Origin of the sequence: Aeromonas sp. (assembly GCF_051657805.1) — a bacterium.
GTDB lineage: Bacteria > Pseudomonadota > Gammaproteobacteria > Enterobacterales > Aeromonadaceae > Aeromonas.
The window spans coordinates 298,459-317,509 of record NZ_JBOFLJ010000019.1; the positions used below are offsets into that span (position 1 = coordinate 298,459).

General features: G+C 63.2%; 22 protein-coding genes. 4 read left to right on the plus strand and 18 right to left on the minus strand.

Features of this window, described 5'->3' with window-relative positions:
* Window positions 1-121: 121 nt before the first annotated feature.
* Window positions 122-985, minus strand: coding sequence for a lateral flagellin LafA (gene lafA / locus ACRCYW_RS07060; RefSeq protein ID WP_438549405.1), 864 nt, complete (start codon window positions 983-985; stop codon window positions 122-124).
* 207 nt (window positions 986-1,192) lie between these two features.
* Here lafA and fliB point away from each other — a divergent pair, with 207 nt between their 5' ends.
* Window positions 1,193-2,356, plus strand: a complete 1,164-nt coding sequence (fliB, locus tag ACRCYW_RS07065; protein ID WP_438549406.1) for a flagellin lysine-N-methylase — start codon at window positions 1,193-1,195, stop codon at window positions 2,354-2,356.
* 57 nt (window positions 2,357-2,413) lie between these two features.
* On the opposite strand, the gene ACRCYW_RS07070 is transcribed toward fliB, so the two are convergent.
* From ACRCYW_RS07070 to lfgB, 12 genes are all read right to left on the minus strand, one after another.
* Entirely contained in the window at window positions 2,414-3,415 is a 1,002-nt protein-coding gene (locus ACRCYW_RS07070) for a hypothetical protein (protein ID WP_438549407.1), read from the minus strand.
* A gap of 18 nt (window positions 3,416-3,433) precedes the next feature.
* On the minus strand, window positions 3,434-4,333 hold the full coding sequence (lfgL, locus tag ACRCYW_RS07075) for a lateral flagellar hook-associated protein LfgL (RefSeq protein ID WP_438549408.1): 900 nt from the start codon (window positions 4,331-4,333) through the stop codon (window positions 3,434-3,436).
* A 10-nt stretch (window positions 4,334-4,343) separates the two neighbouring features.
* The gene (gene lfgK / locus ACRCYW_RS07080) at window positions 4,344-5,663 is read right to left on the minus strand and encodes a lateral flagellar hook-associated protein LfgK (protein ID WP_438549409.1); all 1,320 of its coding nucleotides are present in this window, start codon (window positions 5,661-5,663) and stop codon (window positions 4,344-4,346) included.
* Window positions 5,663-6,061, minus strand: coding sequence for a rod-binding protein (locus tag ACRCYW_RS07085; protein ID WP_438549410.1), 399 nt, complete (start codon window positions 6,059-6,061; stop codon window positions 5,663-5,665). The genes lfgK and ACRCYW_RS07085 overlap by 1 nt, the downstream gene beginning before the upstream one ends.
* A gap of 8 nt (window positions 6,062-6,069) precedes the next feature.
* Window positions 6,070-7,173 (minus strand): lateral flagellar basal body P-ring FlgIL, encoded by a 1,104-nt coding sequence (gene fgIL / locus ACRCYW_RS07090; protein WP_438549411.1) that lies wholly within the window; start codon window positions 7,171-7,173, stop codon window positions 6,070-6,072.
* Between the two features lie 8 nt (window positions 7,174-7,181).
* Window positions 7,182-7,841, minus strand: coding sequence for a flagellar basal body L-ring protein FlgH (flgH, locus tag ACRCYW_RS07095; protein ID WP_438549412.1), 660 nt, complete (start codon window positions 7,839-7,841; stop codon window positions 7,182-7,184).
* Between the two features lie 11 nt (window positions 7,842-7,852).
* Window positions 7,853-8,638, minus strand: a complete 786-nt coding sequence (gene lfgG, locus ACRCYW_RS07100; protein WP_438549413.1) for a lateral flagellar basal-body rod protein LfgG — start codon at window positions 8,636-8,638, stop codon at window positions 7,853-7,855.
* Window positions 8,639-8,725: 87 nt separating this feature from the next.
* Window positions 8,726-9,460, minus strand: coding sequence for a lateral flagellar basal-body rod protein LfgF (gene lfgF, locus ACRCYW_RS07105; protein WP_438549414.1), 735 nt, complete (start codon window positions 9,458-9,460; stop codon window positions 8,726-8,728).
* A 10-nt stretch (window positions 9,461-9,470) separates the two neighbouring features.
* A complete protein-coding gene (gene flgEL / locus ACRCYW_RS07110) occupies window positions 9,471-10,664 on the minus strand; it encodes a lateral flagellar hook protein FlgEL (protein ID WP_438549415.1) in 1,194 nt (397 codons plus the stop codon).
* Between the two features lie 18 nt (window positions 10,665-10,682).
* The gene (locus tag ACRCYW_RS07115; protein WP_438549416.1) at window positions 10,683-11,366 is read right to left on the minus strand and encodes a flagellar hook assembly protein FlgD; all 684 of its coding nucleotides are present in this window, start codon (window positions 11,364-11,366) and stop codon (window positions 10,683-10,685) included.
* Window positions 11,367-11,792 carry a lateral flagellar basal body rod protein FlgCL gene (flgCL, locus tag ACRCYW_RS07120; RefSeq protein ID WP_438549417.1) on the minus strand — a complete coding sequence of 142 codons (426 nt, stop codon included), beginning with the start codon at window positions 11,790-11,792 and terminating at the stop codon, window positions 11,367-11,369. It lies immediately after the preceding gene.
* 2 nt (window positions 11,793-11,794) lie between these two features.
* Window positions 11,795-12,184 (minus strand): lateral flagellar basal body rod protein LfgB, encoded by a 390-nt coding sequence (gene lfgB, locus ACRCYW_RS07125; RefSeq protein ID WP_438549418.1) that lies wholly within the window; start codon window positions 12,182-12,184, stop codon window positions 11,795-11,797.
* Between the two features lie 229 nt (window positions 12,185-12,413).
* Here lfgB and flgA point away from each other — a divergent pair, with 229 nt between their 5' ends.
* The 3 genes from flgA to ACRCYW_RS07140 all read left to right on the plus strand — a co-directional run bounded on the left by flgA (window position 12,414) and on the right by ACRCYW_RS07140 (window position 13,832).
* Window positions 12,414-13,037 carry a flagellar basal body P-ring formation chaperone FlgA gene (flgA, locus tag ACRCYW_RS07130; protein ID WP_438549419.1) on the plus strand — a complete coding sequence of 208 codons (624 nt, stop codon included), beginning with the start codon at window positions 12,414-12,416 and terminating at the stop codon, window positions 13,035-13,037.
* A 76-nt stretch (window positions 13,038-13,113) separates the two neighbouring features.
* The gene (flgM, locus tag ACRCYW_RS07135; RefSeq protein WP_438549420.1) at window positions 13,114-13,392 is read left to right on the plus strand and encodes a flagellar biosynthesis anti-sigma factor FlgM; all 279 of its coding nucleotides are present in this window, start codon (window positions 13,114-13,116) and stop codon (window positions 13,390-13,392) included.
* Window positions 13,389-13,832, plus strand: coding sequence for a flagellar protein FlgN (locus ACRCYW_RS07140; protein WP_438549421.1), 444 nt, complete (start codon window positions 13,389-13,391; stop codon window positions 13,830-13,832). The genes flgM and ACRCYW_RS07140 overlap by 4 nt, the downstream gene beginning before the upstream one ends.
* Before the next feature lie 5 nt (window positions 13,833-13,837).
* Here the strand turns inward: ACRCYW_RS07140 and lfiJ are convergent, their stop codons facing one another.
* From lfiJ to fliFL, 5 genes are read right to left on the minus strand one after another with little or no spacing between them, the layout of a single operon-like run.
* Window positions 13,838-14,254 carry a lateral flagellar protein LfiJ gene (gene lfiJ, locus ACRCYW_RS07145; RefSeq protein ID WP_438549422.1) on the minus strand — a complete coding sequence of 139 codons (417 nt, stop codon included), beginning with the start codon at window positions 14,252-14,254 and terminating at the stop codon, window positions 13,838-13,840.
* 9 nt (window positions 14,255-14,263) lie between these two features.
* Window positions 14,264-15,595 carry a lateral flagellar FliI-like assembly ATPase LfiI gene (gene lfiI / locus ACRCYW_RS07150; protein ID WP_438549423.1) on the minus strand — a complete coding sequence of 444 codons (1,332 nt, stop codon included), beginning with the start codon at window positions 15,593-15,595 and terminating at the stop codon, window positions 14,264-14,266.
* A complete protein-coding gene (lfiH, locus tag ACRCYW_RS07155) occupies window positions 15,588-16,280 on the minus strand; it encodes a lateral flagellar assembly protein FliH (RefSeq protein WP_438549424.1) in 693 nt (230 codons plus the stop codon). The genes lfiI and lfiH overlap by 8 nt, the downstream gene beginning before the upstream one ends.
* A 12-nt stretch (window positions 16,281-16,292) precedes the next feature.
* Window positions 16,293-17,321 (minus strand): lateral flagellar motor switch protein FliGL, encoded by a 1,029-nt coding sequence (gene fliGL / locus ACRCYW_RS07160; protein WP_438549425.1) that lies wholly within the window; start codon window positions 17,319-17,321, stop codon window positions 16,293-16,295.
* Complete coding sequence (fliFL, locus tag ACRCYW_RS07165) at window positions 17,308-19,047, minus strand: lateral flagellar M-ring protein FliFL (protein WP_438549460.1); 1,740 nt, start codon at window positions 19,045-19,047, stop codon at window positions 17,308-17,310. The genes fliGL and fliFL overlap by 14 nt, the downstream gene beginning before the upstream one ends.
* Between the last annotated feature and the right edge of the window lie 4 nt (window positions 19,048-19,051).

Consider the following 19,051-nt stretch of genomic DNA (forward strand, 5'->3'; position numbering starts at 1 on the left):
GAGAAGCGACAGGTATCGGCCAAGACTTGAATGGAGATCGGAAAAATATGCGGAAAAGCGGAAAGAGGGGAGAAGAACGGGAGGAAGAGGGCACTCATCCCGGGGATGAGTGCCACAGGGATTAACGCAGCAGGGAAGTCACCATGCCGGTCATCTGGTTGGAGTTGGACAGCACGGACATGCCAGCCTGCATCAGCATCTGGTTCTTGGTCATGTTGGTGCTCTCCTGGGCGAAGTCGGCATCCATGATGCGACCGTTCGCCAGATCGGTGTTCTCTTTCATGTTGGAGAGGTTGTTGACGGTGTGTTCCAGACGGTTGATGTTGGCACCGAAGGCGGAACGGGACTCACCGATCTTCTGGGAGAAGGTATCCAGCTCGGCCATGGAGGCGGTAGCCTTGGCCTGATCACTGATACCAGCCTTGACGGCTGCACCATCGGTACCCTTGCCGGTACCCACGACTTCTGCCAGCGCCTTGGCCAGGGTGCCGGTCTTTTTCAGTTCCAGCTTCTCGGCACCAGTGCCGCCGATCTGGAAGGTCACATCTTCCTGGAAACCCTTGCCGGTCTTCAGCAGCTCTTGGCCACCGAAGGTGGTGTTGTTGGTGATGTTGTCCAGCTCGGCACGCAGCTCGGTGAACTCGGCGTCCATGGCCTTGCGGTCTTCGGTGGTGCTGGTGCCGTTCGCAGACTGGGTAGCCAGATCCTTCATGCGCTGAACGATGTTGCTCATCTCGTCCATGGCGCCTTCACCGGTCTGCATCATGGAGATGGCATCCTGGGAGTTGCGCATGCCCACTTTCTGGCCGCTGGACTGGGATTGCAGACGGGTGGCCATCTGCAGACCGGCGGCGTCATCGGCGGCGGAGTTGATGCGCAGACCGGTACCCAGACGCTGCATGGCGGTGCCCAGCATCTTGTTGGTGGTATTGAGCTGGCTCTGGGTGGTCAGAGAAGCGAAGTTGGTGTGGATGGACAAGCCCATGATGTATTCCTCGATATGACGCTGCACTGCAGCCTGTTAGGTTGACATCAGATATAGGCGACCCCTTTCCTGCAGAAATGTAGGCGGCTTGACGCATATTTTTTTGCGCTTCCTGCGCCCATCACAATCCATGAAACTGCCACAGAGTCAGGGCATTCGGCATGGTTATTGCTTTTATCGCGGCACCTCCCCTCACCGGACAGCGACATGGCAGCCTCTCTCTATACCCCTCACTTCGTTAAACATTTCCAGTGCATAGGCGATCGCTGCGAGGACAACTGCTGTCATAGCTGGACCATCAGCATCGACAAGCTGACCTTCCGGAACTATGTGAAGCACCCGGACCCCACAGTCCAGTCCCTCAGCAAATTGCATATCCGCAAGGTCAAACAGAGCAATGAGCATTGGGGAGAGATCCAGCTCGATGAGCAGGGGGCCTGCCCCTTCCTCGATGAGAACCGTCTGTGCCAGATCCACAGCAAGGCCGGGGCCGAGGCACTGAGCCATACCTGCAAGACCTACCCCAGATCCCATTCACGCATCGGCAACCAGGTCAGGAAATCCCTGATGCTCTCCTGCCCCGAGGTCAGCCGGCAGTTGCTGCTCGATCCCATGGCGATGCAGACCGAGGTCACCGAGCTGGATCAACGCCTGCCGTTCGTCTCCCCCCCCTCTACCGCCATGGCGACCCTGCACAGCCTGAGCATCCATGTGCTGGCCGCAACTGAGGTGCCCGTCGAAATACGGCTGTGGCTCATCGGCATGCTGGTCCACCGGGATCCCTCACAGCTGTCACACGAAGCCTTCCTGGATCAGGTGGCCGTGCTGGCCGAGCGGGGAGAGCTCCTCACCATGTTCGACCAGCTGCCGGTCTTGCCGCGGTTGCAGTGGTGGGGGCTGCGAACCATCACCCATCAACTGCTGGCCTACTCGCAGGGAAGGCGTGGGCGGCAGACCATGCAAGGCTGCCTCGACAAGATCAATCTACTGCTGGAGGGGGTCTATGATGAGGCGAAACTCGCACGGCTGCAGCAGGCCTGGTACGACAAGGTCTCGCCCTTCCTGGCGGCCCGTCCCCAGATCATGGACAACTACCTGCTCTACTACGTCTACCACCACAACTTCCCGCAGCAGCAGAACACCCCGGCCCAGGCCTATCAGTTGCTGGTCATCGACTACTTCCTGCTGCGCAGCTATCTGTGTCTGATGGCCATGGAGAAGGAGCTGGAAGAGCAGGATGTCATCAACCTGTTCTACAGCTATCACACCATACGCCAGCACAATGCGGGCTTTATCAAGACCATAGAACAGGGATTGAGCGAGTCTGGTTTTGCATCAGATCTGAGCCTCTACGCCCTGCTCAAGCCATGAAACAAAAACCGCCAGCAAGTGCTGGCGGTTTTTTTAGTTCGACTCTCTCTGCCGGCCTCAGGTCAGCAGGGCCACCACGTTCTGACGCGACACATTGGCCTGTGCCAGCAGGCCGGACATGGTCCCCATAAAGCCACCCTCCTTGAGCTGAAGGCTGAGCTTGCCTTGCAACTGCTCCAGCTCCTCCTGCTGCAGGTTCTGGCTGCGGGCCTTCACGCGATCGAGCTGCTTCACCATCTTCTGGCGGAACTGCTTCAGCTCCCGCACCGACTGCTCGATCTCGCCGAGCAACCGCTTCAGGCGCTGCTGCTCCTGCCTGAGCTCCCCCTTGTCGAGCCCTTCCCCTAGCTGGGTCAGCTGACCGGCCCTGGGTTTGAACTGCACGGGGACCGGGTTGCCGGCGGGGATGCGGATCCCCTCCCCGCTCAGCAGCACGGGTTCGTCCAGCTTGCGCCTGTGCTGATCCGGCACGCTCAGCTCCAGCTTGCCCAGCTCGTTCAGACGAGCCTGGATATGCTCCTTGCGCAGGGCCCGATCCAGCCTGGTGGCAGCTTCCGCCTCATTGGCCCCGGCCGGCAGCAGCACCTCGACGGCGCTGCTGGTCTGGGGGAAGGAGAAGACGAGGCGCTCGGCACTCGACTTGGGGCTCAGCAGATCGAGGCGATCCGCGCTGTAGTGCACCCGGCTGTCGCTGGCCGATGCCAGCAGGCGAGGCTTGAGTTCGGAGGTCAGCGGCGCCTGGGGCTGGGTCAGCTTCTCTTCCAGCAGCTTGAGACGGGAGACCAGATCACCGCTCGCCGCCCGGTTCTGGCCGAGCTGCTGCTCCAGGCGTTTCAGCTCGCCCCAGACCTGGCTCAGGGCCTGTTCACTGCCCTGGGCGTGGGCGATGCGCTGCTGTGCCGTGCCGATCAGGGCCCAGCGGTCGAGCCGGATGACATTGGGCTGACGTTCGTGGCGGGTGACCTGGGGAGAAGTAGCCTGGGCAGTCTGACGTCCGTGCAGTTTGGGCTGGGCCGGGGTCTCGGCCACACCGCCCGGACGGGTTTGTTGAATCTGCATCCTGGCTCCTTGAAAGGCTTAAGGCATGTAGTTGAACAGGCTGAGGCCGTTCACCTTGGCGAAAGCCTGCTGCTGCACCTGCAGCGCCATCAGCACATGGGCCTGCTGGGTCACCGCACTGGCATAATCGAGGGACTCTATCTGATTGCTCACTTCCTTGCTATAGACGCTCTTCTCCTCGTGCCCTTCGTCGACCTGATCCAGCAGGTTGATCCGCGCACCGATGGAGCTGACCATCTGGCTGATGTCATCTTGCAGGGTCAGGCTACGATCCAGCATGGCCCTGGCCTGATCGGCAGAGTCCGCGGCACCGCTGTCGAAGGCGGCCACCATGTCGTCGAGCTGCTTGAAGAAATCCCCGTTCTGGATGAACAGCTTGTCGGCGGTGTGATTGAGCTCCACCGTCACCCCCTTGGCGATACCGACCTCGCGCACCAGGCTATCACCCTGGTAGACGTAATTACCGCTTGGGTCTTTCACTATGGCGGTTTTATCGACCTGGCTGCCACTGAACAGACTGGATCCACTCTCGTTGCGGGCGTTGGCGAGATCCAGCAGGCCATCCTTGATGATGGCCAGCTCGCTGGAGACGGCACGGCGATCGTCCTCGGAGAGGGAGCCGTTGGCTGCGGTCTGGGTCAGATCCCGCAGACGGCTCAGCATGTTGGTCATGGTGTCGAGCTGGATCTCACCCTGGGAGAGCTGGCTCTTGGCATTGGCGATGTTCTTCTGGTACTGGGCCATCGCCGCCTGCTCTTTCTTCAGGCCGAGCAGCTGCACACTGCCGACGGGATCGTCGGAGGGCTGCAGGATCCGCTTGTTGGACGAGATCTGGCGATCGAGCCTGGCATACTCTCCGAAACCATGTTGCAGGTTGTCGAGCATGCTGAGCTGGATCTGGTTGGTACTGATGCGCATGCTGGCCTCGTCAGAACATGTTCAGGATGGAGTTGAAGAGTTGATCCGAAGTGCTGATCACCTTGGCGTTGGCCTGATAGGCCTTGGTGTAGGCCATGATCTTGACCCCCTCCTCGTCGGTGTTGACGCCGCTGACGCTGCTCAGCTTGGTGGCCAGCTGCTTCTCCATGTTGGCGTCTGCCTCCATGGTCGCCTTGGCCTGACCGCTCTGCACCGCCATGCGGCCCAGCAGGGTGCTGTAGGTGTCATACTGGTCATCCTTGATGGTCAGTAGCTCCTGCAGGTTGCGGTTGTCCCCGGTGCCGCCCCCTGCCTTGGCGAAGGCCAGGTGATCACCGGTGAAGCCGTCCGCCACCTTGAGGGTGCCGGACGGATTGAGGGGATCGTAACTGAACAGGGGTTTGCCCGGATCACCGTTCAGATCGATCCCGCCCCCCTGCTTGGCGTTGAAGTCATCAGCCAGCTTCTTCGCGATCTGGTTCAGCTCGTCGCGCAAGGGGCGCAGTACAGTAGTGCGATACTCCAGCACCCCCGCCAGGGTTCCGCCCTGCAGCTTGGGCACCTCGAAGGATTGGGGCCCGAAGCTCAGGCTCAGGGTGTCGCCGGTGAGGGAGAGGGTACTGCTGCTGCCCGCCAGCACCAGGGGCTGGCCCTGGGGCAAACTCAGGGAAAACGAGCCGTCGCTCTGGCGATTGACCCGCACCTCCATGAAGGTCGACAGCTCACGTACTATCTGCTCACGGCTGTCTTCCAGCGCCGAGGTGTTGACCCCCTTGGAGGCCTGCTCGCCGATCTGGGTGTTGAGCTCCGCCACCTGCTTCAGGTAGCTGTTGACCTGAGTGACGGTACTGTTCAGCTGATCCTGAATCTGCTTTTCCTGGGTCACCAGGCTCTCGTTCAGCTGATTGAAGCGGTTGGCCAGTGCCCCCGCCGAGCTGACGATCTGGCTGCGCTGGGCCGGGGTCTCCGGGCTGTCGAGGGCGGCGTTCAGGGAGGCGAAGAAGCTGTCCAGCCCCTTGGTGATGTTCATGGACTCGCTGCCGAGCAGCTGCTCTGTGGTGTTGATGTACTGATGAAAGGCGTAGGAGGAGCCGGTCGATGAGCGGCTGCGCCAGTGCTGGGACACCAGGTAGTCATCGGTGATCCTGCGAACCCCGGTCACCTCCACCCCCATGCCGTTGTCCAGCCGGCCAAAACCGGACAGGCTGCCCATCATGGCTTCCTGGCGGCTGTAACCGACGGTATTGACGTTGGCGATATTCTGGGCGGTGACGTTCAGCGCGATCTGCGCCGCGTTGAGTCCGCTAAAACCGATATTGAGCAGCGACATCAGTCAACTTTCCTCATTTTTGCCGAATTCAGAGGCTGACTGAAGGCAGCCAGGGTCTGGGATTCTGAAGCGACCACAGGCTCGGCATTCTTTAATGTGGGGGCCAGCTGATTGACCATCTGCTCCTTGAGGCCCAGCCCGCCGCGCTTCACCAGGCTCATGGCCAGCTGGCTGTCGTACATGTCGCGATAGAGCTCTTGCCCCTTGATGAGCTTGTCATCCTCATCCTGCATGGCGTCGGAGGCCGAACGCATGTGCTTGAGCACAGTCTGCAGGAAGCTCACCTCGAACTGGCCGGCGGCGGCCTCCAGGGCCGCCCGCTGATCCGGGTTGCCCTTTATCTGCTGCAGTTCATTGAGATCCTGATAGAAACCAGGCTCGGACGTAATTCTGGTCATAACATTCCTTAGATGACCACCAGCTCGCCTTCGAGGGCTCCCGCCTCATCGAGGGCTTGCAGAATGGCCATGACATCATCCGGGGTCGCCCCCAGGGAATTCACTGCCTTGACGATCACTTCGAGGGAAGTGCCATCCGGCCAGACAAACATGTTGTTGCGCTCCCGGTCAACCTGGATCTGGGAGTTCGGCGTGGTGGTGGTCCGGCCGTTGGAGAAGGCGTTGGGCTGACTCACCGTCTGGCTCTCGCCGATCGTCACCGTCAGGCTGCCGTGGCTGACGGCCGCCTTGTGCACCTTGACCCCCTGCCCCATGACGACGGTGCCGGTGCGGCTGTTGAAGACCACCCTGGGCCTCTCTTTGCCCATGTCGATCTCGATATCCTGCAGCAGGGCCATGAAGGAGATCCGCTGACTCTCGTCGCGAGGGGCCGCAATCTGGATGCGACCGGCGCTGACCGCCTTGGCCACGGGTCCCAGCTGGCGATTGATCTCCCGCTCCACATTGCGGGCCGTCTTGAAGTTCGGCTGATGCAGGTTGAGGGTGACCTCGGGTTTGTCAGAGAAGCTGCTGGCGGCTTCCCGCTCTATGATGGCGCCGTTCGGGATGATGCCCGCAGTCGGCACGTTGATGGTCACGGACGAACCGGACTGCCCCTCCGCCTTGACACCGGCCACCACCAGGTTGCCCTGGGCGACAGCATAGACCTCGCCGTCGATGCCGCGCATGGGGGTCAGCAGCAAGGAGCCGCCCCGCAGGCTCTTGGCATCCCCGATGGAGGTGACGGTCACGTCCACCAGCTGCCCCTTGCCCGCCAGAGCCGGCAGGGTCGCCTGCACCGACACGGCGGCCACGTTCTTGAGCTTCGGGTCGATGTCATCGGGCAGTTGCACGCCGAACTGCTTGAGCATGTTGGTCATGGACTGGCCGGTGAACTTGACCTGGCTGCGATCCCCGGTGCCGGAGAGGCCGACCACCAGGCCGTAACCCACCAGCTGGTTGGTTCGCATCCCCTGCACATCGGCGATGTCCAGCAGGGCCCGCTTGGCGGGCGCGGCGGCGGCAATGCCCGGCAGCAGGCAGCAGAGCAAAGCGATACACCATCTGTTCATTGGAGTCCTCACAAGGGGGCGAAGGCGGAGCTGAAGAAGCGCGCCAGCCAGCCCATCTGGTTGCTGTCGGCGAGGGCGCCACGTCCTGCATAGGTGATGCGGGCATCGGCGATGCGCTGGGAGGAGATGCGGTTGCTCTGATCGATGTCCTCGACCCGCACCATGCCCCCCAGACGGATGTACTCATCCCCCTGGTTGAGGCGGATCCACTTCTCCCCGCGGATCCCCAGTACCCCGTTCGGCATCACCTCGGCCACGGTGACCGTGATGGCCCCCGCCAAGGTGTTCTGCTGGCTGGAGGTGGCACCGCCATCGAAGTCGCGATCGGCGCTGATCGAGGCCCCCCAGTCGGGGCGCGACACGCCACCGATGGAGGGGGCGGGCACATTGATGCTGTTGTTCTTGTTCATGCTGGTGTTGGCTTTCTTGCTGGACTGGGTCCGCTCCTCCAGCATCACGGTGAGGATGTCGCCGATACGATAGGCACGACGATCCTGGAACAGGGTCATCATGTAATCGTTCCGGTAGAGACTGCCATCCTCCCCCATTCCCGTCTTCGTCAGCTGGGTACGGGAGGGAGCCCACTTCTCGTCACCGGGCTCGGGGGCCTGCAACTCATAGGTGGAGCAGCCCCCCAGCAGCAGGGCCAATCCGACGCAACGCAACATCGACTTAATCATCACAGCGCCTGGGTGACAAACTTGAGCATCTGATCGGCGGAAGAGACGACCTTGGCGTTCATCTCGTAGGCACGCTGGGTGGTGATCATGTCCACCATCTCCTCCACCACGTTGACGTTGGAGCTCTCCAGGGTGAACTGCTTGAGGGCACCCATGGCCTCTTCGCCCGGCACCCCTTCGATGGCCTCGCCGGAGGCACCGGTCGCCCGGTAGAGGTTGCCCCCCAGGGCTTCCAGCCCGGCCGGGTTGGAGAAGTTGGTCAGAGTGATGCGACCCAGCTCCACGTTCTCCTGCTGACCCGGCAGGGTCGCGCTCACGGTACCGTCTGTGCCGATGGCAATCTTGGTGGCGTTGTCGGGGATCTGGATCTGCGGCAGCATGGGCAGGCCATCGGAGTTGACCAGCAGCCCCTCGGCGTTGCGATGCCACTGGCCGTTGCGGGTATAGGCGGTCTCACCGTCCGGGCGCTCGACCCCGAAGAAACCGGCACCGACCACGGCGATGTCCAGCTCCTGGTTGGTGTTCTGGAACTGGCCCGAGGTGAACACCTTCTGGGTACCGACCACCCGCACACCATTACCCATCTGGATGCCGATGGGGGACAGGTTCTGCTGATCCTGCTGGGCACCCGGCTGGCGCTGGACCTGATAGAACAGATCCTCGAACGCCACCCGATCGCGCTTGAAACCGACCGTGTTGACGTTGGCCAGGTTGTTGGAAATGCTGGCCATCTTGGCATCCTGTGCCGACAGACCCGTTTTACTTACCCAAAGTGCTGCGTGCATCTTCGTCTCTCCACCATCTCATGGGAGGGCGCCTGGCACCCTCATCAATCTCTTGCAGGCCGGTCACACCGACCCTGCGTCATTCTGTCAGCCCTGACCGGAGATCAGCCTGGCCCCTTGCCTGGCCTGCTCATCCGCCGTCTTCATCAGCTTGACCTGCAACTCGAAGTTGCGGGTCAGGGACATGCTGCCGATCAGCTCGTCCACCGCGTTCACGTTTGCCCCCTCGAGGAAGCCGGACGCCAACACCACCTGTTCGCTGATCTCCGCATCGCCGCCCCGACGCTGACGGAACAGGCCGTCCTGCCCCTTCACCAGTTCCGCCGGATCCGGGTTGACCAGCTTGAGACGACCCACATCCAGGCGGGCACCGCCCCCCGGCGGGGTGATGCTGAGGGAGCCATCCTTGCCGAAGCTGAGATCCCGATAGGCAGGCAACACCATCTCACCGCCATCCCCCAGCACGGGGCGGCCGTTGAGGGTCAGCAGACCCTCCCCATCCACCTCCAGGTTGCCGGCGCGGGTGTAGGCCTCCTTGCCATCGGCGGTCTGTACCGCGATGAAGCCATCACCCCGGATCGCCACATCCAGCTTGCGGCCGGTCTGCATCAGGGCACCCGGCTTGAAGTCGGTGCCCGCCTGCTCCTCCCGGGCCATGACCCGGCTCTGGAAGCCGTCACCGGCCAGGGCATAAGCAGACGCCCGCTCGAAATCGGCCCGAAAACCGGCGGTGTTGACGTTGGCCAGGTTGTTCGCCCGGATCTGCTGGGCCATCAGGCTGTGTTGCGCCCCCGACATGGCGGTATAGATAAGCTTTTCCACGCATCACGCCTTAGAAGGAGTTGAAGAGAACCTGGGTCATCTTGTCGGCCGAGCTGATGGTCTTGGCATTGGCCTGATAGTTGCGCTGGGAGGTCATCAGGCTGACCAGCTCACCGGTCAGATCCACGTTGGATGCCTCATAGGCCCCCGCGGTCAGGGTGCCCAGGGTGCCGGTGCCCGGCGCCCCCAGCACGGGCTGGCCCGAGCTGAACGACTGCTGCCAGGTGGTGTTGTTGGCCTGTACCAGACCGTTCGGGTTGGTGAAGTTCGCCATCACCACCTGACCCTGCAACAGGCTCTGACCGTTGGTGAAGGTGGCGTAGACGCCGCCGTCGGCATCGACCCGGACCCCGGTCAGATCACCGGCCGCATAGCCGTTGGACTGGTTGCGGGTGGCATTGAAGTCGGAGGCATACTGGCTGACCTTGGCCAGATCCGCCTTGAGGGTGATAGGATCGGCGCCAGGAGGAGCCAGGTTCAGTACCGGGGCCGTGGTCGGCGTCTTCAGGGTGCCGTTGGTGTTGAACTCCATGGTCACCGGGGAGCCGGTCTTGGCGCCGTTGAAGGCGTAGTTGACCTGCCAGGTGTTGTCCCCCGTCTTCACGAAATACTGGGTGACAGTGTGCTCGACCCCGAGGGAGTCATAGACCTTACTGGACTGGGAGTAGCTGAAGCTGTCGGATTTCGCAGGGTCGAACGGATGCGCCGTCTGATCGATGATGCTGGCATCTGCCTTGAGGTTGGCCACGAACTCCAGGCTGTCTGACGGCTTGGCGGGCAGGCTGCCGGCCTTGACCTGGATGTCCCCCACCACGCCGGATTGCAGTTCACCCGCCTCGTTGGTGGTGTAGCCCTGCAAGCGGGTGCCACTCGCCGTGGTCAGGTAGTTACTGGCATCGCGCTGGAACATGCCGGCCCGGGTGTAGGAGGTCTGGCCGTTGCTGTCCTTGAGGACGAAGAAGCCGCTGCCGGAGATCGCCAGATCCAGGCCGCGCCCGGTCCGGGTCACGTCCCCGTTGCGATCGAAGTTCTGGGAGACGTTGTTCATCTCCACCCCGCCGGCCTGGCCACCGCCGTAGATGGCGGCGAACTCGGCACGGCTGGACTTGAAGCCCGCGGTGCTGGCGTTGGCCACGTTGTTGCTGATGACACTCAATTCCTGGTTGACGGCGCGCAGGCCGCTCAGTCCGATACTAAAAGACACAGTTTCGCTCCTATTTGATTACGCCGACTTGCCAAACTGGACGGCGCTGAACAGGGGAACTTCCCCGACGCCCGCCACTTGCAACATGATCTCGCCCGTGCCGGGCAGGTTGACCCGCTCCACCTGGCTCGCCACATAGTTCTTGGTGGTGGTGGCGACGCCCGCGAGGGAGGCCTTCACCTCAAAGCTGTACTCGCCGGCCGGCAGGGTCGGCAGCTCGTAGTCCAGCCCGCCCGCCTTGCTCTCGCCCCAGCTCTTGCTGGCCACCAGGGTGCCGTTCTTGTCATAGACCTTCAGCTCGACCGCATCGGCCGCACCGCCCAGCTCCACCTGGCCGCGGATCGCCTTCTCCTCTTTCTGGCTCAGGGTCTGGCTCGGCACCATCACCTCCTTGTCGATGAGGTCCGTGCTCTGCAGCACCTGCTGGGTATCCATCATGTTGATGGACTTCTGCTGCAGCACCTTGAGCCCTTCGACCCCCTCCACCATGCTGAACTGCGCCAGCTGGGTGACGTACTGGGCGCCGTCAAGGGGATTGGTCGGATCCTGGTTCTGGATCTGGGCCACCATCATCTGCAGGAATTCGTTGCGCAGCTGTACGCCCTGGCCGGCGGCTGCGTTGTTGCTGGCGATCTCAGGAGTCGCCGAGTACTGGCTGGTGCTGCGGGCTGAGTCCAGACCGCTGACTTGTGGCAGGCTCATTTACGCTCCCTGACCCAGTCGCAGCAGACCCTGCTGCATGCTGTTGATGCGGTTGATCACTTCGACCGAGGTCTCGAACCCCCGGGAGGCGCTCATCATGTCCGCCATCTCCTCCACCGCGTTGACGTTGGAGTAGTAGACAAAACCCTCGCCATCGGCCAGCGGGTTGGTCGGCTCCAGGCGCTTCTCGACCTGGCGATCCGACTGCACTATGCCCGCGATCTGCACCTGGGCGGCCCCCAGTCCGTCGGCCTCCTGCACCCGTTGATAGAGGGTGGAGAAGACGGGCTTGATGGCCCGGAAGGCAGCGGCTTCGCTGCCGGCGGCGCTGTCGACGTTGGCCAGGTTGGAGGCGACGGTGTCCAGGCGGACTGTCTGTGCCCGCATGGCGCTGCCGGCGATGTCATAGATTCGGTTGAACGACATGATTAACGGCCCTCGATCGCCTTGGCGATCCCGGTGATTTTCATATTCAGGAAGGTGAGGCTGGTCTGGAAGTCGGTGGCATTGCTGGCAAACTTGCTCTGCTCCACGCTGAGCTCGGCGGTGTTGCCATCCATGGAGACCTGGTAGGGAATGCGATAGAGGGGATGCTGCATGTCGTTGCTCATGGCGCCCTGGTTGATGGCCGCCCCCTGCTCCCCGGCGGCGACCTGTTGGGCGACCCGGCCGAGTATGCTCTTGTAGTCCACATCCCGCGCCAGATAACCGGGGGTATCCACATTGGCCAGATTCCCTGCCAGAATACGTGCCCGATCCGCTCGTACATCGAGGGCATAGGGGTGCACCCCAAGCGCGCTGTCAAATGAGATACTCATGCTTCATCCTTCTTGTGAACCAGTCAGACCGGTGCATCCTTTATCAAGACTCATGCCAATCATGAAAATCCGTTATTTCCGCCGATCAGGGAGTCGCCGACGATTGACCAACCGGTCAAAAGGGGAAGCATCGTTTCCCATATGGAAGCTGATCTGTCTGCTCTGCCTCTCGTTGCTGGCGCCGCAGCTCCTGGCCGAGCCCGCGCCACTGCCGCAGCAGTTGGAGAGCATGTTGAAGGCTGATGCCAGTGCGGCCCTCAGCGACTACCTGCAGCAGCAGGGTTGGCCGAGCCCCCCGGCGGAATATCAGGTCTGGCTCTCCCCTGCGGTGGCTCACCTCCCCCCCTGCCAGCAGGAGATCAGGCTGCAGGCGGGGGGCCAGTATCGTCAGCCCTGGGGGCGGCGCCCCTATCTGGTAGAGTGCACCGAGCCCGCCTGGCAACTGAGGGCCAGAGTCGAGGTCAGCCTGATGATGCCGGTCTGGGTTACCGCCAGGGAAATTCAGAAAGGAAGGGCCATCCAGCCCGCCGACCTGGTGGAGAAGGAGCTGGATGTCAGCCGGCTGCAGCGGGGCTTCATCCCCAGCAACCATTCACCGGTGGGCAGCAAGAGCAACCGTCACCTCAGGATGGGGCAGCTCATCAGCGAGCTGGATCTGCAGAAGAGCTGGGCCGTGCGAGAGGGAGAAGGGGTGCTGATCCGGGCCGGTCAGGGGAACTTCTCGGCCACTACCCGCGGCAGGGCGCTGGAGAGCGGGGCCATCGGCGACGGAGTCCGGGTACGCAACAACCAGTCCGGCAAGGAGATCCAGGCCTGGGTCATCGAAAAGGGGGAAGTGGAAACCCGTTTTTGAGGCGGAAAGCGAGTTTGATTCAAGTTGGGGCGCCCAAGGGTCGCCTGTCATAGATAGACCATCAGGAATTGACGTTATGAAAATCACCCGTACCGATCCGCTCTATGTCCAGGCCCAGCTGCAACGCCAGCAGGATGCCGCCCCCCTGACCCAGCCTCAGTCCAGGAGCCCCCAGGCTGACGCCCAGATCAGCACCAGGGCACACAGCATCAATCAGGCAAGGGCCGAGCTCGCCTCGACCCCGGACGTGGACATGGAGAAGGTCAACCAGATCCGTCAGGCCATCAGCGAGGGCAAGCTCGAACTCGACATGGATGCCCTGGGTCAGGCCATTCTGGACATGCACCGCCGATGACCATGGCACCCAAGCTGAGGGTCAAACAGTTGATCATCGGCATTCAGCAGGATTGCGGGCGCTATGCGCAGTTGCAGCAACTGCTGCTCAACCAGCACGGTCTGCTGGCCAGTCATGACGTCGAGGGTCTGACCACCCACAACCACCAGCAGACCCGGCTGATGGTCGACATCCAGCAAGAGGCGCAGCAGCGCTGTCAGCATCTGCTGGCGCTGGGGCTCAAGCCCGATGAGAAGGGGATGGCGAAGCTGATCGCCAAGTTGCCCGATACCCTGCAACAGAGCGTGGGGAGAGAGTGGCAGCGGCTGGAGCTGTTGCTGCAACAGTGCCGACGCCAGAATGAACACAATGGCCGCCTGCTGGCCGGTCAGATAGAGACCATCAACAGCCTGCTCGGTCAGGAATCTGCCTACGGTCGGCAGGAACGCTTCCCCGATTGATCCCTTCAGCGCCCCTGCAGGGCGCGATGGCGCAGGCTGGCGAGTTCGTCGAGCTGGCGCTGATCCCCTGACTCCTGCCGCTGACGCGCCTCCAGGGCTCGCCTGTCCAACAACAGTTCCAGCCCCTTGACCCGGCCAAACTGCTTGAGCAGCTGCCCCTCATGACGGGAGAGATCCAGCCGGGCCAGGGATGACTGTTGCAACTGATGATCCAGCAGGTGGCGCAACTGCCCCTGCATCTGCTGCTTGTTCTGCCACAGCAGGGGATGGAAGCTGGCCGAGCCCGGCTGCAGGGTCGCGATCACCTCCTGCAGCTTCAGCACCCGCTGCTCTTCGCGCATGGCGACCTCCCGCAGTCGCTGCCGCTCCTTGCCCATAGCATCCAGCGCATCCTGTTGCAGGCCGAGATAGGATTTCAGCACGCCGCGTCCTTAGGCTCTGCCGAGCACTTGTTTCAAGGCCCCCACCACCTGGGTGATGGGGGTCTCTTCATGGATGCCCTGCTGCAGGAAACCGGCGATGGCGGGGTAACGCTGCACCGCTTCATCCATCTGGGGATCGGCTCCGGGTTGGTAGCCACCCAGGGGCAGGAGTTCGCGCACCTGCTGATAGCGTCCCCAGAGCTGGCGCAGGGTGACCGCCAGGGCCTGCCATTCCGGCGGCACCACCTGGGGCATCACCCGGCTCACCGAGGCGCCGATGTCGATGGCGGGGTAGTGCCCCTCCTCCGCCAGCCGGCGTGTCAGCACTATGTGACCATCGAGGATGGCTCGGGCCGAATCCACCACGGGATCCTGCTGATCGTCCCCCTCCGCCAGCACCGTGTAGAAGGCGCTCAGACTGCCGTCGGCCCGGGTGCCGTTCCCCGCCCGCTCCACCAGCTGGGTCAGCATGCTGAACACAGAGGGGGGATAGCCACGGGTGGCGGGGGGCTCGCCGATCGCCAGCGCTATCTCGCGCTGGGCCTGGGCATAGCGGGTCAGGGAGTCCATCAGCAGCAGCACGTCCTGCCCCTGCTCACGGAAATACTCGGCGATGCGGTGGCACAGCTGGGCCGCCCGCAGCCGCATCAGGGGGGATTGATCCGCCGGCGCCGCTATGACCACGGAGCGGGCCAGCCCCTCGGCCCCCAGGCTGTGCTCGATGAACTCCCGCACCTCCCGGCCCCGCTCACCGATGAGGCCCACCACCACTATCTGGGCGCTGGTGTTGCGGGTCATCATGCCGAGCAGCATGCTCTTGCCGACCCCGGATCCCGCGAACAGCCCCAGTCGCTGGCCCTTGCCCACGGTCAGCATGCCGTTGATGGCCCGGATGCCTACATCCAGCGGCTCCCGCACCGGGGTGCGCAGCAGGGGGTTGGGGGGAGAGGCAAACAGGGGAACGCTTTCCCCCTCTTCCTTCAGGGGGCGGCCATCCAGGGGTTGCAGCAGACCGTCGAGCACCCGGCCGAGCAGGTGTGAGCCAACCCGGATCCGCTCCTCGCCGTCGATGGGCTGCACCCGGGCACCGGCATAGAGGCCGCTCATGGGCTGGAGCGGCATCAGATAGGAGATATCACGGTTGAAGCCGACCACCTCGGCCAGCAGGGGCTCCCCGGTCGCACAGTCCACCCGGCAGCGCTGCCCCATCACCAGCTGGCAGCCCACGACCTCCAGGGTCAGCCCGGTGACCCGCACCAGGCGGCCATAACGGCGAAAAGCCGGCACCTCGTCCAGCTCGCTCAGGGCCGAGTTCAGGACCCGCTGCAGGGACTCATGCATCCTTGGGCAAGGCCAGGGTCTGGTTGAGCTGATCGATGCAGCGATCGAGGCGCTCCTTGGTGTTGATCTCGATCACAGCCGCGCGGGTCTCGATCCTGGCGTCCCCGACCCCCAGCGCCCCGTCCACCTGCAGCGGCCACTTCTCGCAGCGGGTCACCCCCTGCTCCGCCAGTCGCTGCCGATCACCCTCGCTGAGATAGATGACCAGATCCTCGGATTCGCTGGGCAGGGTGGCCATGGCCTGCTCGACCTGCTGCAACACCTGCTGGGGATTGAGGGTGAATTCGGCCTGGATCACCCGCTTGGCCACCTGGGCGACCAGCTGGGCGATCAGCTCCTTTTGCTCCAGCATGCGGGCCTGGGTCAGGGACTCCCACTGCTGCTGCAACTTGGCGAAGGGGACCATGGCCTGATCGAACGAGGCGCGCCCCTCGGCCAAGCCCTGGGCCAGGCCGCGGACCTGACCCTGTTGCAGCCCCTTGGCCTCCCCTTCGATGAGACCGCTGGTCAACCCCTGCTGGTAGCCGGACTGATAGCCTTCGGCCTGCCCCTGCTCCAGCCCCTGCTGATAGCCATACTCGAACTCTTCCTGCTGGCTCTGGGCCTCCTCCCCGCTCTGTCCCAGGGCAGGGAAGCGGTAGAGACGGGTGGCACCTGCCGCCAGTTTGCGAACCTGCTGACTCATGGCTCTCTCCTGTTAGCTGACGGTAGGCTCTTCGAACAGCTGGAACTCGAGCTCGCCCTGTTCCACCAGCTCCCGCACCATCTGCATCACCTCTTCCCGCGCCTGCTCGACCTTGCGCAGGGAGACGCTGCCCTGATCCTGGATCTGGGCCTCCAGCGCCTGCGCCATCCGCTTCGGCATGGCGCCCAGCACCACCTTGCGGAAGCTGGCTTCGGTGTTTTTAAGGGCCAGTGCCAGCAGATCTGCCGGCAACTCCTGCACCAGGCGCTGCAGGGTGTCGTCGCTCTGACGACGCAGGGCCATGAAGTCGAACATGTTCTTCTCGATCTCGAGGGCCATGTCCCCGTCATGCTCCCGCAGCAGGGAGAGCATCTGCTCCTTGTTGCCCTGGTAGCGGTTCAGGATGTCGGCGACCTGGCGCACCCCGTTCACCTTGGCGCCGGACTGATCCGCCACGTAGGCGAGGCAGCGATCCAGCGTCAGCCGCAGCTCCGCCAGCACGTGTTCGCTGACCGAACTCAGGCTGGCGACCCGCACCAGCAGGTCGTCGTGCACCGAGCCCGGCAGGGCGTCGAGCACGGCCGACGCCGTCTGGGGGGGCAGGAAGGCGAGCAGCACGGCCTGCATCTGCGGGTGTTCGTTGCGGAAGAAGCGGGCCAGTACATCGGCGGGCACCCACTGCAGGCGCTGGATGTCCTGGCTCATGACATCCCCGTAGAGGCTGTCGAGCAGGCTGCGGGAGAGCCGCTGCCCCAACGCCAGATCCAGGGTCTGCTCCAGATACTCCCGGGAGGCGCTGCCGATACCGCTCTGCTCGCGGTACTGGTTGAAGAACTGCTGCAGGGTCCATTTGGCCTCGATGGAGCTCACCCCGGAGAGGCCCGCCATCTTGGAGATGAGGCGCTGCACCTCATCCCGGGAGAGTTTCTGCATCACCTTGGCGGCCGCCTCTGTGCCCATGCTCAGCAACAGGATGGCGGCCTTCTCGAGGTTGTCGATATCGATGTCGACCGCACTCTGGTTCAGATTAACGTTGTTCATTGCCACTCACCCATTGTCTGACCACTTCCGCCACCCGGGCCGTGTCTTTGTCTACCAGCAGTTGCAGGTGCTTGAGCTGAACCTCCAGCTCGGAACCGGGTTCAGGCAGGGCCTCCAGATCCAGCGAGGAGAACTGGGGATCCACCCTGTGTTCGTTCTGCAGCAGGCTCTTGCCAAGCGGCGATCCCTCGAGCTCCCCATCCCCTTCCCGGCGCATGGAGAGACCGACCTGGGGTTCCAGCTCCTCATCCTGCTCCTGTTCAGGCTCGGCTTCAGGGTATTGCTGGGTCCGCACCAGGTGCTTCACCAGGGGGCGGATGCCGAAGAAGACCAGGGTCAGCCCCAGCAGACCGCCCACCAGGTAGCGCAGGGAGTCCTGCCAGTAAGGGGTCTCCAGCCAGCTGGACTCGGGCGGCGTGACCGGCACGGCGCCGGTGAAATCGAATACCTGCAGGCTGATCTGATCGCCGCGAGCGCTGTCGAAGCCGACCGAGCGCTCCACCATCTGGCGGATCTGATCCAGCTGCGCGGCGCTCCAGCCCCCCTCAGGGCCTATCTGCTGGTTCAGCAGAATGGAGACGTTCATCCGCTCGAGGCGACCCTGCTGATAGCGGGTGTGCACTATGGTGCGGCTGTTCTCATACTGCTTGCTGACTTCCTGGCGCTCGGTGCGGGTGTCATTCTTGGGGGGCTCGGGGGTCGCTGCCCCCTCCTGCGCGGCCTGATCGGCCTGAGGTGCCGTCTCGGGAGGCCGGTTGGAGAGCGCCCCCGGGATGCCGAGAGCCAGCGCGTCTATGGTCTTGTCAGACTTGTTGGATTCCTTGGTCACCACGCCGTTGGGATCCAGCTGTTGCTGAGTCTCCTCCACAGCGTTGAAGTTCACGTCCGCGGCTATCTGCACCCGGAAGTTGCCGGTGCCCAGCATGGGGTAGAGCATGTCGTTGGCCCGCTGGCGGATGTACTGCTCCAGCTTGCGCACATACTCCATCTGCTGGACGCTCTGCTTGCCAAAGCCCGCCTTGTCGCCCATCTCGGCGCTCAGCAGCTGGCCGGCCTGATCCACCACGGTCACGGCCCCGGGCTTCATGCCGGAGATGCTGCCCGCCACCAGGTTCGCGATCGCCTCGACCTGGCCGGGTTCCATGGACTGGCCAGGCTGCAGATCCAGCATCACGGAGGCGCTGGGTTTCTCTTCGTCGCGACCGACAAACAGGGTTCGCTTGGGAATGGCGAGGTGTACGCGGGCGCTGCGCACCGCATCCAGGGAGATGATGGTCCTGGCCAACTCCCCTTCCAGGGCATGGCGATAGCGGGCCCCTTCCATGAATTCGCTGGTGCCGAGGCCGGTGACGTTGTCCAGCCCCTCGAGGCCGGCCGGCATGGCGGCTCTGACGCCGCGGGCCGCCAGGGCCATACGGACGTGGGCGAGCTGGCTCTCGGGCACCAGGATCTGGCCTGTGCTCTTCTCCAACCGGAACGGCACCTGCTCTTTTTCCAGCATCTCCATGATGTTGGCGGTGTCGTAGAGCTCCTGCTTGCCGTAGAGGGGGACGTAGTTCTTGCTGGAGGTCCACAGTATGACCACTATGGTGCCCGCCACGATCGCGGCAAGCAGCGCTATGGTCAGGATGGATTTGTTGTCCCGGGAGAGGGTGCGCCAGTTGCGCATCCCTTCCTGAACCCGTGCCATCAGGGAGACAGATGCCCCCTGGGAGGAGGATACCAATTCA

Coding starts and splice junctions, on each gene's coding strand:
- fliB (WP_438549406.1), top strand. CDS start 1,193: ATGGCAGCCTCTCTCTATACCCCTCACTTCGTTAAACATTTCCAGTGC.
- ACRCYW_RS07140 (WP_438549421.1), top strand. CDS start 13,389: ATGACCATGGCACCCAAGCTGAGGGTCAAACAGTTGATCATCGGCATT.
- flgM (WP_438549420.1), top strand. CDS start 13,114: ATGAAAATCACCCGTACCGATCCGCTCTATGTCCAGGCCCAGCTGCAA.
- flgH (WP_438549412.1), bottom strand. CDS start 7,841: ATGTTGCGTTGCGTCGGATTGGCCCTGCTGCTGGGGGGCTGCTCCACC.
- ACRCYW_RS07085 (WP_438549410.1), bottom strand. CDS start 6,061: ATGACCAGAATTACGTCCGAGCCTGGTTTCTATCAGGATCTCAATGAA.
- lfgL (WP_438549408.1), bottom strand. CDS start 4,333: ATGCGCATCAGTACCAACCAGATCCAGCTCAGCATGCTCGACAACCTG.
- flgCL (WP_438549417.1), bottom strand. CDS start 11,792: ATGTCGTTCAACCGAATCTATGACATCGCCGGCAGCGCCATGCGGGCA.
- lfgG (WP_438549413.1), bottom strand. CDS start 8,638: ATGCACGCAGCACTTTGGGTAAGTAAAACGGGTCTGTCGGCACAGGAT.
- lfiI (WP_438549423.1), bottom strand. CDS start 15,595: ATGCATGAGTCCCTGCAGCGGGTCCTGAACTCGGCCCTGAGCGAGCTG.
- fliGL (WP_438549425.1), bottom strand. CDS start 17,321: ATGAACAACGTTAATCTGAACCAGAGTGCGGTCGACATCGATATCGAC.
- lafA (WP_438549405.1), bottom strand. CDS start 985: ATGGGCTTGTCCATCCACACCAACTTCGCTTCTCTGACCACCCAGAGC.
- fgIL (WP_438549411.1), bottom strand. CDS start 7,173: ATGAACAGATGGTGTATCGCTTTGCTCTGCTGCCTGCTGCCGGGCATT.
- ACRCYW_RS07115 (WP_438549416.1), bottom strand. CDS start 11,366: ATGAGCCTGCCACAAGTCAGCGGTCTGGACTCAGCCCGCAGCACCAGC.
- flgA (WP_438549419.1), top strand. CDS start 12,414: ATGTTGAAGGCTGATGCCAGTGCGGCCCTCAGCGACTACCTGCAGCAG.
- lfgK (WP_438549409.1), bottom strand. CDS start 5,663: ATGTCGCTGCTCAATATCGGTTTTAGCGGACTCAACGCGGCGCAGATC.
- lfgB (WP_438549418.1), bottom strand. CDS start 12,184: ATGAGTATCTCATTTGACAGCGCGCTTGGGGTGCACCCCTATGCCCTC.
- ACRCYW_RS07070 (WP_438549407.1), bottom strand. CDS start 3,415: ATGCAGATTCAACAAACCCGTCCGGGCGGTGTGGCCGAGACCCCGGCC.
- lfiH (WP_438549424.1), bottom strand. CDS start 16,280: ATGAGTCAGCAGGTTCGCAAACTGGCGGCAGGTGCCACCCGTCTCTAC.